The following is a 15,605-nucleotide window of genomic DNA, read 5'->3' on the forward strand; positions in this document are numbered from 1 at the left end:
TCCGTTTTGTCTCTACTCTCTGCGGGCGAGTCTCTTTTTGGACATTCGCCCGCTTACTTTTTCTGTCATAATCGACACAGACCGATAAAATGACCGATGAACTCACACTAGCTCAACTGAAATATAAGGAAATATATGGAAAACTCATCAGGAAAAGGGGCTTTAGCAGAAATACCTGCTGAAATTAGAGGCTGGAACTGGGGTGCATTTTTTCTCCATTGGATATGGGGCATTGGTAATAATACCTTTATCGCTTTTTTAGTCTTTATCCCCTTCGTCAATTTAGTTATGCCTTTCGTGCTTGGAGCCAAAGGTAATGAGTGGGCGTGGCGCAACAAAAAATGGGCTAGCGTAGAAGAGTTCAAGCGTATCCAGAGATTATGGACGCGTTGGGCTCTCGGGCTTATCGTCGTTTTCGTTCTGATGATAGCTGGCATCATTTGGGGCGTAACTGCAACGCTGAAAAGCTCCGATGTCTATAAAGAAAGCGTAATCTTAGTAACATCCAACCCTATCACGACAGAACTGTTGGGAACGCCAATCAACAGTGGAATTCCTACCGGTAATATTTCAGTTAATGGAAACAGTGGGTCTGCCGATATCAGTTTTAGCGTTGAAGGCAGCAAAAGCAGCGGCGTGGTTTATGTTGTAGCCCATAAAGAAATGGGTGAATGGATAATGGAATCTAATAAATTCAAATCCGATCAGACCGGCGAAGCTATTGATCTACTTACCGAACCGGCACAACAGTAAACAACTTTAGACTAAGCGATAAACGATAAGCGTAATCATCTTATCGTTTATCACACCTTCCGCCACACACTCGCCTTAATGTAAAGAACACCATGGAAAACGCATCGGGTAAGGGCCCTCAGGTTACCCCCCCCAAGAAAATTAAAGGCTGAAACTGGGTTAATGCCTGTCAGTTAAGGGCAGTCAATAAACTTAAGCCAATGATTCGCCTAGTTATCGCGGAACCATTCTTGCCGATTTAGCCGTCGACGAAGATTACCAGAAACAGGGTATTGGCAAGCAGCTAATTAGAGAAACCCAAAAAAGAATAAAAGACAGTTGTCGTATTGTCTTGCTGGCAGCCCCTAACGCCAATGACTATTACCCGGCCTTAGGTTTTGAATCAAATCCCAGAGGCGGGGTTCTTAATACCCCACTCTAAACGATATATTATTTATTGCATTGCCAGAGGAGTATGGTGTCGCCCTGCTTTACTGAACAACATGACCATAAAAATCAGCGCGGCTATGGCTATTACCGCAAAAAGCAACCGATCGGAATAATGCTGCATCAATGACGCCGTCAGCGCCGGTCCGGCCAAACTTCCTACGGTATAGCTCATTAATAATGCCTGATTCATTGCAACCAGCTCATCCTGCGCCGCTTTTTCACAGGCCCAGGCCATGGCTACCGGATATAGGGTAAAACCAGACAGGCCTAACATAAACAGAGCCGGAGCCAGAGAGTAGTTATTTAACACGGCAACTGAACTGATTATAATGACAAAAACTTGAATTCTGAGCACAAATAATCGGCCATATCGGTCAGCCATTTTACCTATCGGTAGCTGCCCCATAATGCCGGCACCGATCATCAATGCCATCCAGTACCCGACCTGCGCATCCTCAAATCCGGTATGAGAGAGGTAGAGCGGTAAAAGGCCATATAATGAGCCTAGAACAACGCCGGAAATAATGCAGCCATTGATTCCTAAGCGTGCATCTCTGCGTTTAAGCATTGACCAGACGTTTAATGATTTTCCCTGTTGCTCCGGTTTTGAAAATCGGGCGAACAAAAGCGGTAATATCGCAACAAATAGCAGTGTGACAGCCCAAGGCAATATGCTATTTAACGCAGTAGGTACCCAGCCAAGTAATAATTGACCTAATAACATTCCTGCATAGTAAATAACCATATAAGCGGCCAGAAGTTGGCCCCGATTCTTAATGGTACCGCTGCGTAATAAAGCGCTTTCTACCACAACCCAGATAACGGCACAGGCCGCACCCGCCAATAAACGCCACAATGACCAACTGATAAAACCCGCTGAAAGGCCTAATCCGATAGTAGCTATAGCAAATAATATACAGCTGTAATTATAGGTTTTATTAAAACCCCAATAATTAATAAAAAATCCTGCCACTAAAGTACCTAATAAATTACCGGCAAAATAGGAGGAACCAACAATACCAATTTTCCAAGTTGGTAAAGACTCATGGACCAACCAAAGAGGGACTAATGTATTGAGTACGGCCATTGATGTAGTAAACAGCAATAGGCCTGCTAACAGTAATATTACCGGGCGACTAAAAGCGGACATGTTAAGAAAAAACCAGAGAAGCTTAAATAATTGCGCGCATCATCGCACCGCAATAAAAAAAGTCAATCGATGAAAATACCTGGTATTGAATTAGTTATTCTCCGATATATTATTGAAAAATAAAACCCTTAAAATACAAAGCATTAAATTCATTTTTCATTATAATCAGCATTTAGTTTTTATGGTTCTGAGAATTGAACTAATTAGACAGAATAAATATATGTAGAAAACCATAATAAGTCTGAACAAAACTGAGTAATGTTTAACCTTTTGGCAGTAATGAAATATGGCCGTGGTAACAGGCAAGCTTACATTTTCCACAGCCGTTACACAGCGATTGATCAAATATGACCTGATTAGCCGGAGCAAAGTTAATCGCCTGTTCCGGGCAAGCAATAACACACTGGCGGCAATAGTTGTTCATCCGCCCAAGGCAACTCAAGCCGATCGTGGGCTGTAATCCGGTATTAGGTTTGATACTCGACTCAAGCGCACCCTTAGAGCAGACATCAGTACACTTATTGCAAAAATCGCAGTCAGCATATTCAATATCGACTGCCGCCCTGCCCTCTTTTAGCACAATCAAGCCATAAGGACATGCCGGAACACAGTCACCGCATCCATCGCATAGTCGGACAAACAGTGCCTCTTCCACAGCCCGAGGTGGCCGCCCTGCAGCACGTAAAATATCCTGTTGGGCCACGCTGACCTGAGCCTGATGCCCGGCATTAAATAAACCGCGAAACAGCCCGCGACGGCTCACCGTACGGTGAGTCATCCAGGCTTTATAATATTGCGCATCACGGTTGTCAGACATTAGAAGAATAGCTCTTTACCAACAACTAACGGACTATAGCGCCGCTGCCAATCATCCAAAGTTAAGCGGGTTAGCCGGGCGATTCCCTGATAGAACGGATGCTGAGCTTTCTCATCCAAAAGCGTCAGAAAACGGCCACTCCAAGGCAACAAATGCTCCGCTAATAACGGTGTAATTTGCTCAGGGCGACTCTCTGCAAGCCACGCCGCCAGCATCAGCAATAGACCAATATGATCTTCCGGCTCACGCTGCTGCTGTTGAACTTCAATACCTAGCGTTGACTGCCAGCGGCGTAGTGCCAACGTTGAGTCACCAAAAATTACAGATTCATGATCCAGATATACCGACCCCCAAGGCGGGGCGGGTAAAGCATCAGGACCAATAAACAAACGTTGATAAGCCTCATCTAACGTCTGCCTGTTTTCAGACTCCAAACCAGAACGAATCAGTAGCGCTACCTGCTGAACATCTACTATATCACCACATGGCCATTCAGTAGCCCATCCATCGTGGCTTAACAAATCAATAATGGGTGCAACATCGGCTTTATCCGGTGAATAATAAAATATCGCCCCCAACATACGGCCAGTCAAAGAGACCACTTCAGCATTTGACAATGGGTGTTCTGACGTAACAGATGAATTCATAAATAGCCTTTCAATTAAACCGGAAAGATAAGCGCAGGATAACCTAAATATTCCCCCGCGCCATATCACTGATTATTATCCGCCGAAGGTCATACCCACCGTCATATGCAAGTTATAGAACACCGCTCGACCGATAATTTCACCGCAGACCACCAGAATAAAACCGGCCAATAAGCTCGTGCAGCCCGGCTGTTTTCCACGTATTAACGGGCATATCCAGCAGCCTAAACCGAGAACCACCAGGGCAAGGCGTAGCGCCATCATCTGACCATATTGCGGTACTAGCGCCGTTGCTGAGGTAACTGAACTATGTAACTGAGCCAGTTCACTGCCCTGCATCAGACCGGAAGCCGCACTTACCAGTAATGCCGTCACGCTGATAGCTGCCAGGCCTTTACCACCGCAGGCACAGGCTTTGTTTTTCAACATATAACCCAATAATGGCCCGCCGATCAGCATGGTCAGGAAGAAGTTCAGCGTGGTGTAACCACTATGCCAGGTGGGTACTGTATCAATCTGATAAACTCGGCACATGCCATACACAAAGGCCAGGCCAGACAAAATACCAATAACCAGCCACAGTTTACCCAGCCCCGCAGGCATTTTGCCCAATATCGCTATCAACCAGTAACAGCCACCAATCGCAAAAAAGGCAGAGCCCAGCGCGATTTCGTTGCTCAGCCCTGACTCTCCGATACGATTTAGTGAGTTAAATGCTCTCATCGGTGAACCGAGATGCATCATTGATGCAAGAAAAGCGATACCCATAAGTACCCAGATAAAGAACATGCCCTTATGGATAGACTTCTTCTGAACTTCATCCGTTTTACCGCAGAGTAAAACCAGTGCCAGAACAATAAAGCCACCCACAGCGCACTGTCCTAAGACCGTGAATAACATCAGCGGCCATTCATGCCATCCCATACCCATCTTAAACCTCCTTCGGATTGGATAAATGACCTGTGGTATCACCTACCGGGCGACTACAGGCATTTGGCTTCAGCACAATATTCGGACGGGTATACTTGGCCGCCGGTAGCGGAGCCACTTCAGCCAGCGTTCCGTGCTTGGCCCGCAGCTCTTCAATCGGACCGAAATCCAGTGCCCGCAGCGGGCAGGACTCGACACAAATGGGCTTTTTACCTTCGATCAGTACCCGTTCATGGCAACCGTCACACTTAGTCATATGGCCTTTAGCCGCGTTATACTGCGGAGCTCCATACGGACAGGCCATATGGCAATAACGACAGCCAATACACACCTCTTCATTAACCAGCACGAAACCGTCTTCTCGTTTATGCATGGCACCACTCGGACAAACCTTGACGCAGGCCGGATCGTCACAATGGTTACAGGCAATCGACAGATAGTAGGCAAACACATTCTGTTGCCATGCATCGCCGTCCTTCATCCATTCGCCACCGGCGTATTCGTAAATACGGCGGAAACTGACGTCCGGGGTTAAATCTTTATAGTCTTTACACGCCAGCTCGCAGGTTTTGCAGCCCGTGCAACGACTTGAATCAATATAAAAACCGTATTGCGTTGTCATTGGCTACCCCTTAAACTTTTGCCACTTCGACCAGATTAGTATGTTGCGGGTTACCCTTTGCCAGCGGTGACGGTCGCAGCGTCGTCAGCACGTTAATGCTGCCTGCCCGGTCAATACCTTTAGCATCCGGCGTGTACCACGCACCTTCACCAAGAGCAACTACGCCCGGAATCATCCGCGGAGTCACTTTGGCATTAATCTGAGATTCACCACGATCGTTAAAAATACGGATCATATCGCCATTGCTAATGCCCCGTTCTGCAGCATCAATCGGGTTAATCCACATCTCTTGCAACGCAGCCGCTTTCAATACATCAACATTGCCATACGTCGAGTGACAACGGGCTTTATAATGGAATCCAATCAGTTGCAGTGGATATTTTTCACGCAGCGGATCGTCAGAGCCTTCAAAAGTCGACACATGAATAGGTAGAGGAGAAATCACATCGCCTTCCGGCAATTCCCATGTTTTAGCCACGGTAGCTAAACGCTCGGAATAAATTTCAATTTTGCCAGACGGAGTATTCATCGGATTGGCGACAGGATTTTCACGAAACGCCTTATGAGCAATAAAGTGGCCGGCCGGGTCCTGACGTTTAATGATGCCCATTTTACGGAATTCTTCAAACGACGGTAACAGCGCATCATTTTCACAAGACTGCTGATACAGATGGCGTAACCACTCTTCCTGGGTCCGATTTTCAGTAAACTGTTGCTCAACACCCATACGTTTAGCAATTTCAGTGGTCATTTCATAAATGGATTTACATTCAAACTGTGGCTTAATTGCCTGGTCGGCAAAAATCACATAACCCATATTGCCGGAAGAGGCATCAAGGCAAAAATCCATCTGTTCTGACGTTGTTAGGTCCGGCAGAATAATGTCAGCACAGCGGGCGCTGGCCGTCATATGATTATCGATCACCACAATCATTTCACACTTAGTATCATCTTCCAGAATCTTCATCGTGCTGTTGATGTCTGAATGCTGATTCACCATGCTGTTTCCGGCATAGTTCCAGATAAACTTAATCGGTTGTTTTAGCTTATCGGTACCGCGAACACCGTCACGAGTAGCCGTCATCTCAGGCCCACGAACGATGGCATCGGTCCATAAGAAGAATGAAATACTGTCTTTTATTGGATTTTCTAAGGTCGGGAAACGAACAAACGGGATAGCATAAGAACCTTCACGAGCGCCGGTATTACCGCCGCTAATCCCTACGTTACCGGTTAGACAGGCCAAGGTTGCGATGGAACGGGCTACCATTTCACCATTAGCATGGCGCTGAGGTCCCCAGCCCTGACAGATATAAGCGGGCTTAGCAAAACCGATTTCACGCGCCAGCTTAATAATACGATCGGCCGGAATTGCCGTAATTTTCGACGCCCACTCAGGGGTTTTAGCAATGCCGTCATCACCCTGTCCGAGAATATACGCCTTATAATGGCCATTGCGCGGCGCACTGGCCGGCAAAGTTTTCTCATCATAGCCGACACAGTATTTATCTAAGAACGGCTGATCGACCAGATTCTCAGTAATCAATACGTATGCCATACCGGCGACCAATGCAGCGTCGGTACCGGGAGTAATCGGCAGCCACTCATCTTCGCGTCCGGCCGCAGTATCACAATAGCGCGGATCAATAACGACCATTTTGGTATTGGAAATTTCACGGGCTTGTTCAAGAATGTAGGTTATACCACCGCCGCTCATACGTGTTTCAGCGGGGTTATTGCCAAACATCACCACCAATTTACTATTTTCAATATCTGACGTACTGTTGCCCGCCGAGCTACCATAGGTATAGCTTAATCCGGTCGTAATTTGGGCGGTACTATAGGTGTTGTAATGATTTAAATATCCACCGCAGCAATTCATTAACCGCGCAATCAGAGAGTTGCCCGGCGGCCACGAACGAGTCACCGTTCCGCCTAAGGTTCCGGTGGCATACTGTAGATAAACAGCTTCGTTACCGTAATCTTTGATAATTCTTTTCAGGTTGTTGGCTATTTCATCATATGCCTCTTCCCAGCTTATTTTCTTGAATTTACCTTCACCGCGTTTACCTACGCGCTTCATCGGGTATTTCAAGCGATCGGGGTTATAAATTCGGCGGCGCATAGAGCGACCACGCAAACATGCCCGAACCTGATGCAGCTCCTGATAAACATCCTCACCGACATTATCAGTTTCCACATATTTAATTTCACCATTCACTACGTGCATACGCAAAGGACAGCGGCTACCGCAGTTTACCGTACAAGCACTCCATACTGTTTTGGTTGCTTCACTGTCAGGAACGGCAACATCCTGAGCATTCGCCGTACCAAAAGGCAAAGAGACGCCACCGGCAGCAACGGCAAGACCACCGATCGCACTAGTTTGCACAAATGCACGGCGGCTGAGGGGTATCGCTGCGGAATACTTCTGATCGTCAAGGCTCATAAATCACCTATTATTTTATGTCGTTAAACTATTTGACTGGTTAAATTGCTATCACTTAAAAATTCAGGGCTAAAAACAATGCAGAAAGAATAAAAACAAATTGTTTTTAAATAAGAGGATTCATAAAGAATTGGCTATTAACTCCCTAGGAATAAGCATTAAAACTTCCATTTACTAATCTGATACTACCGATAAAGCGGTGAAAGAATATTGCGTTCAGTCAAACTGAATTGATTTATAGTCGTGAATTTATCATTTGTTAATCAATATGATAGATAGAAAGAATAATTAGCATCAACACATCCAACGTATTAACATTTAATCATTGCTAACTGATATGTGTTTATAGCCAATAAATAATAATGATTATCATTACAAAAATATAAAGGCCATTTTTCTATAAGGTGGGATTAATCTGAATAAGCACAAATTGCTAATATTGGCGTTAAAAAACAACGGGGATAAAATATAAAGCATAAAAATAACCGATGGCAGTAGTCAAATAAAACAGGGGCGCTGAATATTCAGCGCCCCTGTTAATCTGGTCTTAAACTTAAAACCAATTAGCCGATAATTTCTAAACCACCCATGTAAGGGCGAAGCGCCTGAGGTACTTCAATACGACCATCGGCTTGCTGATAGTTTTCTAAAATAGCCACTAAGGTACGACCAACGGCAAGTCCTGAACCATTTAAGGTATGAACCAGCGTCGTTTTCTTATCGGCTTTACCGCGATAGCGCGCCTGCATGCGACGCGCCTGGAAGTCCCACATGTTAGAACATGAAGAAATCTCGCGATAGGTATTCTGAGCAGGAACCCAAACTTCAAGATCGTAAGTCTTACTTGAAGAGAAGCCCATATCGCCAGTGCATAATAAAATCTTACGGTATGGCAGACCAAGCAACTGCAGAACTTTTTCTGCATGACCGGTTAGCTCTTCAAGTGCCTGAGCAGAATCTTCAGGACGCACAATTTGAACCAGCTCAACTTTATCAAACTGGTGCATGCGAATCAGGCCACGAGTATCACGACCATAAGAGCCCGCTTCAGAACGGAAGCATGGCGTATGTGCGGTCAACTTCATCGGCAATGCGTCTTCATCAAGAATTTCATCACGCACTAAGTTGGTCACGGGGACTTCTGCAGTCGGGATTAGCGCATAGTTGCTGCTGTCAGCCTCTTCACCCAGCGGCTTAGTATGGAACAGATCTTCACCAAACTTAGGCAACTGACCGGTACCGTACAGCGTCGCGTGATTGACTAAATAAGGAACATAGGTTTCAGTGTAACCGTGCTCATTGGTATGCAGGTCTAGCATAAAATGGGCTAATGCGCGGTGCATCCGGGCAACCTGCCCTTTCATCACCACAAAGCGTGCACCGGTCAGCTTAACGGCGGCGGCAAAATCCAGGCCACCGGTAAGCTCGCCTAAATCCACATGGTCGCGCACAGGGAAATCAAACGTACGAGGCTCGCCCCAGCGGCTGATTTCTAAATTGTCATTCTCATCTTTACCGGATGGAACTGAATCATGAGGAATATTAGGAATATTCAGCGCCAAATCTCGAATTTCTGACTGTAGCTGTTCTAATTCAGCCTTGGCTGAATCAAGACGATCGCCCAGTTGATTAACTTCAAGACGTAAAGGTTCAATGTCTTCACCGCGAGCTTTAGCATCACCAATAGATTTAGATCGTGAATTACGTTCAGCTTGCAATCTTTCTGTTTCGACTTGCAGAACCTTGCGGCGTTCTTCTTGCTTACGCAAGGTCTCTACATCCAGTTTAAAACCTCTACGAGCCAGTTTTTCTGCGGTTGTGTCTAGCTCATTACGTAGTAAATTCGGGTCCAGCATGCCTAATCCTATGCCTATTATTTTAATATTGGTCAATAATAATGCCGGCTGGTTAACTCACAGCACAGCAAGTGTTTTCAACAATTACATTACCGCATCAAAAACGTTAACGGTAGCGTTTTGTCGTGCTATTTTGATCCTGCTCAGCCAACCAGTTCAGCTTTTCAGCAATCTTAGTTTCCAGGCCGCGGGATTCAGGGAAATAATAACGCCGATCGGCCATTTCAGGTGGGAAGTAACATTCTCCAGCCGCATAGCCGTTAGGTTCATTATGGGCATAGCGATATTCAGCCCCTAATCCCATCTGTTTCATTAATTTTGTTGGCGCATTACGCAAATGTTCAGGAACATCATAATCAGCCTGCTGCTGAGCATCCTGTACCGCGGCTTTAAATGCGGTATAAACGGCATTACTCTTAGGGGCGCAGGCAAGATAGACAATCGCCTGTGCAATAGCCCTTTCGCCTTCGGCAGGGCCGACGCGAGTAAAGCAGTCCCATGCAGCGATAGCCACTTGCATACCACGCGGATCGGCATTACCGACATCTTCAGATGCAATCGCCAATAAACGACGAGCTACATATAACGGATCGCCACCGGCAGTAATAATCCGAGCATACCAGTAAAGTGCGGCATCCGGCGCTGACCCTCGAACTGATTTATGCAGTGCAGAAATAAGGTCGTAGAAGCGATCCCCTTTATTATCAAAACGCGCGCTGCGTTCACCAGAGATTTCTTTCAACAGCTCAGGCGTCAGGACTCGCTGCCCATCGGCTGAAATTTCAGCCATATCAGCCATCATCTCCAAGCTATTCAGCGCCCGACGTGCATCGCCGTTAACCAGCTCTGACAACATCCGGCAAGTCTCATCGGGTAAAACAATATTTTGCTTTCCATACCCTTTGTCGTTATCGCCCATCGCCTGTAATAGCACTTTTTCAATATCAGCACTTTCCAGTGATTTCAACAGATAGACTCTGGCGCGGGATAACAATGCCGAGTTGAGTTCAAAGGAGGGGTTTTCAGTGGTCGCACCAATAAAAGTAATGGTTCCGTCTTCAATATGAGGCAAAAATGCATCTTGCTGACTTTTATTAAAGCGGTGGACTTCGTCGACAAACAGTATGGTCCGTCGCCCGGCATCCCGATTGTTCCGCGCTCGTTCAATCGATTCACGAATCTCTTTGATACCAGAGGTTACGGCAGAAATACGCTCAATATCCGCATTGCCATAGTGACCAATAATTTCAGCCAGCGTTGTTTTGCCGGTGCCCGGAGGCCCCCACAAAATCATGGAGTGCAAATGCCCCGCCTCTATAGCCCGAGGTAACGGTTTACCGGGTGAAAGCAAGTGGCGCTGGCCGATATATTCAGCCAACGTGGTTGGCCGCATACGAGCGGCCAAAGGTTGAAATTCATTTTGAGAGAAATCGAGAGGAAGATTACTCACGTAGACCTCACTGGCGTTGGTCGTCTAACGTCACGCCTGCTGGTGGTGTAAAAGTAAACATCGAGGCATCCACAGAGCCACTCTGCTGGCCTTTTAGTACATAGGTACTGCGCTGATTATCTTGCTCAACGGCAACAAAACCTTTGATTGTGCCATCAGGCGTTACGCTGATAGAAAATGCTTTAAGGCTGCTTTTTCCGGCCTTCGGCGTTAACTCAAACTCATCACCTTTCTGCTTAACGTTGTAATTATTCCAATCAGCAGAATCATTACGGGTAATCAGCATAAAGGGTGTATCGCCCGTCACGCTGTTAAGGTTGGTTGCCGTGACTTGCTCAACAAAGGGGTTGTAAAACCATAATGTTTTGCCGTCGGAAACTAAGATACTGTCATCCGGTGAAGTCATATGCCAGCGGAATAGGTTCGGGCGCTTAACCCACAGCTCACCTTCACCATCCTGAATAGCCGTTCCATTTGCATCTTTAACCGATTGAGAGAAACTGGCATGGAAGCTGCTCACTTTACTTAAACGGCTTTGTAAATCTGAACGGGCATCTGCAAAAACGGCAGAGGACATCAGGCCAGACATCAGACAACAGGCGATAAGTAGTTTCTTCATTGTTGCAATTGCTCCAATCTATCTATTTGTGAAAAGCGTCAGTTAAACCCATTTTAACCTGTTTTAACGGTGATAGCTGCACTCTACCTGACAATGGTTGCTGTCGCCTAGTCTTAGGCCGCTAACAATATGATATTTTACTTATCTTTTCAGTGAAATTACCAATAGCTAACGTCTGAATATTGATGAAAATAAGGGTCGCAAATGCGACCCTTATAACGACTCAGATTAATTTTAATCAAATTGAGAACGAGCCAGTACTTCACGGTTACCGTTATGCCCCTGAGGGCTAACAATTCCCTGAGCTTCCATTTGATCGATAATCCGTGCGGCACGGTTATAACCAATACGGAACTGACGCTGAATACCGGAGATTGACGGTTTTTTCTTTTCAATCACAAATGCAACAGCCTGATCAAATAGGACATCCAGCTCTTCGTCACCTTCAAGGCCGAATCCACCTTCACCATCTTCAGTCGTTGCAGTAATGCTCTCAATGTACTGAGGTCTGCCACGGGCTTTCCAGTCCTGAACAACGGCATGAACTTCCTGATCCCGAACGAAAGCGCCATGAACACGCACTGGCATTGATGAGTTAGGTGGAAGATAAAGCATATCACCCATACCAAGCAGCGACTCGGCTCCGCCTTGGTCAAGAATGGTACGTGAGTCAATTTTACTGGAAACGGTAAATGCCATACGCGTAGGAATATTGGCTTTAATTAGCCCGGTAATAACGTCAACAGAAGGACGCTGAGTAGCCAGTACTAAGTGAATACCGGCAGCACGGGCTTTCTGAGCCAGACGGGCAATAAGCTCTTCAACTTTTTTACCCACGGCCATCATTAAATCGGCGAACTCATCAACCAAGACAACGATATAAGGCAGTTTTTCTAGCATGGGTGGCGACACATCCATGCTTTCGCTTGGCTTCCAGAATGGATCCGGAATAGGACGACCCAGATCTTCGGCTTCTTTAACCCGATCGTTATATCCGGCCAGATTTCTTACCCCAAGCGCCGACATGAGTTTATACCGACGCTCCATCTCACCAACGCACCAACGCAGCGCATTTGCCGCATCTTTCATGTCGGTAACCACTTCTGTCAATAAGTGAGGTATTCCCTCATAAACCGACAGTTCCAGCATTTTAGGGTCAATCATGATAAAGCGAACGTCTTCCGGTTTTGCTTTATACAGCATACTCAGAATCATGGCGTTCACACCAACAGACTTACCGGAGCCGGTGGTACCGGCAACCAGAAGGTGAGGCATTTTAGCCAGGTCGGCCACAACGGGCTGACCTGAAATATCTTTACCTAAAACAACCGTTAACGGAGAAGCCGCATCCCTAAATTCAGGGCCGTTCAACACCTCTCGCATATAAACCGTTTGTCGATGTTCATTAGGGAGCTCAAGGCCGACATAAGGTTTGCCCGGAATAACCTCAACCACCCGCACGGCAATCACCGACAGAGAGCGCGCCAAATCACGAGCTAAACTAGAAATACGGGCAGCTTTCACCCCCGGCGCTAAATCAAGTTCAAAGCGAGTGATTACCGGCCCCGGTAAAATATCAACAACGTCAGCCTTAACCCGGAAATCGGCTAAACGACGTTCGATTAACCGTGCTGTTTCTTCCAACAGCTCCATATCAATCGGCGTTGGGTTTACCGGTGGTGCCGCCAGCAAATCCAATGAAGGAAGTGGCGTTGAAGGCTTCTCTAACGGGCGTTCATTACGCATCAGGAATGGGTGAATTAATCCATCCATTGAAGGCTGAGCCGGAGTAACGACAGCGGCAACAGGCTGTTCAACCGGTGCCGAATAAGACTGATGACTTGGTTGAGTCTGGGGTGTAGGCTGATGAGCATAAGGCGCGGATGCCCCAACCGGTTGTGATGAATTAAAACTACTCATATCACCAAACGGCACTTCGTCAATACGTTCAACATCATCAACCTGTGACGGCAACGTAAACAAGGGTTGCTCAACCGGACGATCTTCAATCAGATCATCATCGTCATTATTTGACGCTGATATGCCAAATAACGGATTCGTTGAATCAATGTTTGCTTCACTATCAACATCATCTGACTGATATTCATCACCATAACGCTGGCGTTGATCGTCCGCAAAGGCCCTTCTCAGCTCTTCTTGTTGGATGGCATCATAATCATCTTCAATATCTACAGCATGAGCATTAACGTCCGTTGCATAACCTGATTGTAAACGCTCACGCTCGCGTTGCTCAGCTTCCCGCTGTGACGGTAGTTTAATCCCGTATGACGCTAACTCTCGACGCGTTGGAATTCGTACCGGATTTGGTCTTGGCAGCTCAGGGCCGATACCTTGCTTGACCTGTGTAGTCGCCCCGCTGGAAACAGGCATAAAGGTCATACTTGGCGCTGTAGAAACTGCTGCTGCAGAGGCCGCAGCAACAGCATTTAATGCATTAGACACTGAATCTACATGAGCATCATCATGCTCATCGGCCATCGCAGCCCTAAAGCTATCAGTCGCAGAAGATATTGCAGGACCATCATTATAATTGGCGGCAAAGTGATTATCAGCCGACGGACCACTGAAGGAGATATCCCCCATTGCCGGTTCAGTTTGTTCACCGGCAACATGGTCAGAATGATCAAAAGTAAATGTCGGTTCTGAAGAAATCAGCGGATGCTGCGCATCAAACGGGCTGCTTTCAACAGTTGGAACCGGACTTGGATTCGGCTGGTAAGCATTAGCGGCCTGTGCGGTAGCATCGTGCGCATTATCATTATAGATATAAGGCTGACTAAAACCAGGTTCAGTCACTTCTGATGTCATGGTAGAGGCAGGGCCAAATGATGGCGAGTCAGAAAAATCTGTCATTGCCGCTTCTGAAGGCGTTGCTGGATTAGGCTCTAACTGAGGCTCCATTGCTGAAGCAAACGACAGCTGAGGATCGGCGTCGAAATCAAACTCCTGATTCGGATTAATTTCAGATTCAGCAGGCTGCTGATTAACATCACCCCCGGCATTGACCGATGGCGCACTAAACAGAACGTCATCATCAGCGTCCGCAGCAGAGAAATTGATGGCTACTTCAGACTGGTCTGAACTATGTAGTTGGTCATCAGGCTGATACTCATCCGACTCTTTTCTGCTCTTATTCGACATAAAGGTCAGGCAACCCATAATAAAGGCCCCAATCTTTTCAGCGATCGTTAACCACGACCAACCGGTGAACAACGTAAGGCCGACAGCCCAGACGCAAAGCAAAACCAACGTTGCACCAACGCTGTTTAAATGGGGTAACAGAGCGCTATTAATTAGGCTGCCAATGACGCCGCCAGAAGCGAAGTAGTACCAGTCATCAATACTGATTGCTGATAACCCACACGATGAAAACACCAAAGCCAGCACGCCAATAAAACGCAGTGAGAGTGCAAAAAAATCGATATGGCTTTGACCGCTTTCACGGCGATGAAGCATCCAGCATTGAAAAATAATGATCGGAGGAATGGCGTAAGCCAGCACGCCAAAAATAAACAATAGGGTATCTGCCAGCCACGCGCCCGTCTCACCACCAATATTGTGAATAGGCTCATGCCAGGCCGTTTGCGACCAGCTTGGATCCGCCGGATTGAAACTAACCAATGCAACCATCAGATAGATAGCAAAAATAGCCACGACTAAGAGTCCGGCTTCAAAAAGCCGTTGGCGGCTACTTAACTTCTTCAACTTTGGCTCTTTATCTTCTATATATTCCTGGCTCAAATAAGGCTCTCCAGGTTACCGTAAAATGCATGAACGGAAGCGCCGGGTAAAACCCAGCGCTGAGACTGTATGAATACACAGGAGTGTAACGGAAGTTAGCAGAGTTTGCACCTGCTACAAT

12 protein-coding genes are annotated in these 15,605 nt (G+C 46.6%); 2 read left to right on the forward strand and 10 right to left on the reverse strand.

What is annotated here, in order from left to right; genetic code table 11:
- The first annotated feature begins 135 nt into the window (after nt 1–135).
- Nucleotides 136–753 carry a cytochrome c oxidase assembly factor Coa1 family protein gene (locus tag YWE_RS0105065; protein ID WP_029093537.1) on the forward strand — a complete coding sequence of 206 codons (618 nt, stop codon included), beginning with the start codon at nt 136–138 and terminating at the stop codon, nt 751–753.
- 226 nt (nt 754–979) lie between these two features.
- On the forward strand, nt 980–1,174 hold the full coding sequence (locus YWE_RS29495) for a GNAT family N-acetyltransferase (RefSeq protein WP_084166988.1): 195 nt from the start codon (nt 980–982) through the stop codon (nt 1,172–1,174).
- 12 nt (nt 1,175–1,186) lie between these two features.
- Here YWE_RS29495 and YWE_RS0105070 read toward each other — a convergent pair whose 3' ends face one another.
- The 10 genes from YWE_RS0105070 to YWE_RS0105115 all read right to left on the reverse strand — a co-directional run bounded on the left by YWE_RS0105070 (nt 1,187) and on the right by YWE_RS0105115 (nt 15,484).
- Nucleotides 1,187–2,332 (reverse strand): MFS transporter, encoded by a 1,146-nt coding sequence (locus YWE_RS0105070; RefSeq protein WP_029093538.1) that lies wholly within the window; start codon nt 2,330–2,332, stop codon nt 1,187–1,189.
- Nucleotides 2,333–2,594: 262 nt separating this feature from the next.
- Nucleotides 2,595–3,149: a ferredoxin-type protein NapF gene (napF, locus tag YWE_RS0105075; protein ID WP_029093539.1), complete on the reverse strand. Its 555-nt coding sequence runs from the start codon at nt 3,147–3,149 to the stop codon at nt 2,595–2,597.
- A complete protein-coding gene (gene dmsD / locus YWE_RS0105080) occupies nt 3,149–3,796 on the reverse strand; it encodes a Tat proofreading chaperone DmsD (protein ID WP_051323205.1) in 648 nt (215 codons plus the stop codon). The genes napF and dmsD overlap by 1 nt, the downstream gene beginning before the upstream one ends.
- A gap of 75 nt (nt 3,797–3,871) precedes the next feature.
- Nucleotides 3,872–4,726, reverse strand: a complete 855-nt coding sequence (locus YWE_RS0105085) for a dimethyl sulfoxide reductase anchor subunit family protein (RefSeq protein ID WP_029093541.1) — start codon at nt 4,724–4,726, stop codon at nt 3,872–3,874.
- Between the two features lies 1 nt (nt 4,727).
- Nucleotides 4,728–5,348, reverse strand: coding sequence for a DMSO/selenate family reductase complex B subunit (locus YWE_RS0105090; protein ID WP_029093542.1), 621 nt, complete (start codon nt 5,346–5,348; stop codon nt 4,728–4,730).
- Nucleotides 5,349–5,358: 10 nt separating this feature from the next.
- On the reverse strand, nt 5,359–7,797 hold the full coding sequence (locus YWE_RS0105095; protein WP_051323206.1) for a DMSO/selenate family reductase complex A subunit: 2,439 nt from the start codon (nt 7,795–7,797) through the stop codon (nt 5,359–5,361).
- A 563-nt stretch (nt 7,798–8,360) separates the two neighbouring features.
- Entirely contained in the window at nt 8,361–9,653 is a 1,293-nt protein-coding gene (gene serS / locus YWE_RS0105100) for a serine--tRNA ligase (RefSeq protein WP_029093544.1), read from the reverse strand.
- A 106-nt stretch (nt 9,654–9,759) separates the two neighbouring features.
- Nucleotides 9,760–11,103, reverse strand: coding sequence for a replication-associated recombination protein A (locus tag YWE_RS0105105; RefSeq protein ID WP_029093545.1), 1,344 nt, complete (start codon nt 11,101–11,103; stop codon nt 9,760–9,762).
- 7 nt (nt 11,104–11,110) lie between these two features.
- Nucleotides 11,111–11,722, reverse strand: coding sequence for an outer membrane lipoprotein periplasmic chaperone LolA (gene lolA, locus YWE_RS0105110; RefSeq protein ID WP_029093546.1), 612 nt, complete (start codon nt 11,720–11,722; stop codon nt 11,111–11,113).
- Between the two features lie 234 nt (nt 11,723–11,956).
- On the reverse strand, nt 11,957–15,484 hold the full coding sequence (locus YWE_RS0105115) for a DNA translocase FtsK (RefSeq protein WP_029093547.1): 3,528 nt from the start codon (nt 15,482–15,484) through the stop codon (nt 11,957–11,959).
- Nucleotides 15,485–15,605: the final 121 nt, after the last annotated feature.

It is taken from the genome of Budvicia aquatica DSM 5075 = ATCC 35567, assembly GCF_000427805.1.
Taxonomy (GTDB): domain Bacteria; phylum Pseudomonadota; class Gammaproteobacteria; order Enterobacterales; family Enterobacteriaceae; genus Budvicia; species Budvicia aquatica.

Coding starts and splice junctions, on each gene's coding strand:
- YWE_RS0105085 (WP_029093541.1), bottom strand. CDS start 4,726: ATGGGTATGGGATGGCATGAATGGCCGCTGATGTTATTCACGGTCTTA.
- YWE_RS0105070 (WP_029093538.1), bottom strand. CDS start 2,332: ATGTCCGCTTTTAGTCGCCCGGTAATATTACTGTTAGCAGGCCTATTG.
- serS (WP_029093544.1), bottom strand. CDS start 9,653: ATGCTGGACCCGAATTTACTACGTAATGAGCTAGACACAACCGCAGAA.
- YWE_RS0105090 (WP_029093542.1), bottom strand. CDS start 5,348: ATGACAACGCAATACGGTTTTTATATTGATTCAAGTCGTTGCACGGGC.
- napF (WP_029093539.1), bottom strand. CDS start 3,149: ATGTCTGACAACCGTGATGCGCAATATTATAAAGCCTGGATGACTCAC.
- YWE_RS0105065 (WP_029093537.1), top strand. CDS start 136: ATGGAAAACTCATCAGGAAAAGGGGCTTTAGCAGAAATACCTGCTGAA.
- lolA (WP_029093546.1), bottom strand. CDS start 11,722: ATGAAGAAACTACTTATCGCCTGTTGTCTGATGTCTGGCCTGATGTCC.
- dmsD (WP_051323205.1), bottom strand. CDS start 3,796: ATGAATTCATCTGTTACGTCAGAACACCCATTGTCAAATGCTGAAGTG.
- YWE_RS0105095 (WP_051323206.1), bottom strand. CDS start 7,797: ATGAGCCTTGACGATCAGAAGTATTCCGCAGCGATACCCCTCAGCCGC.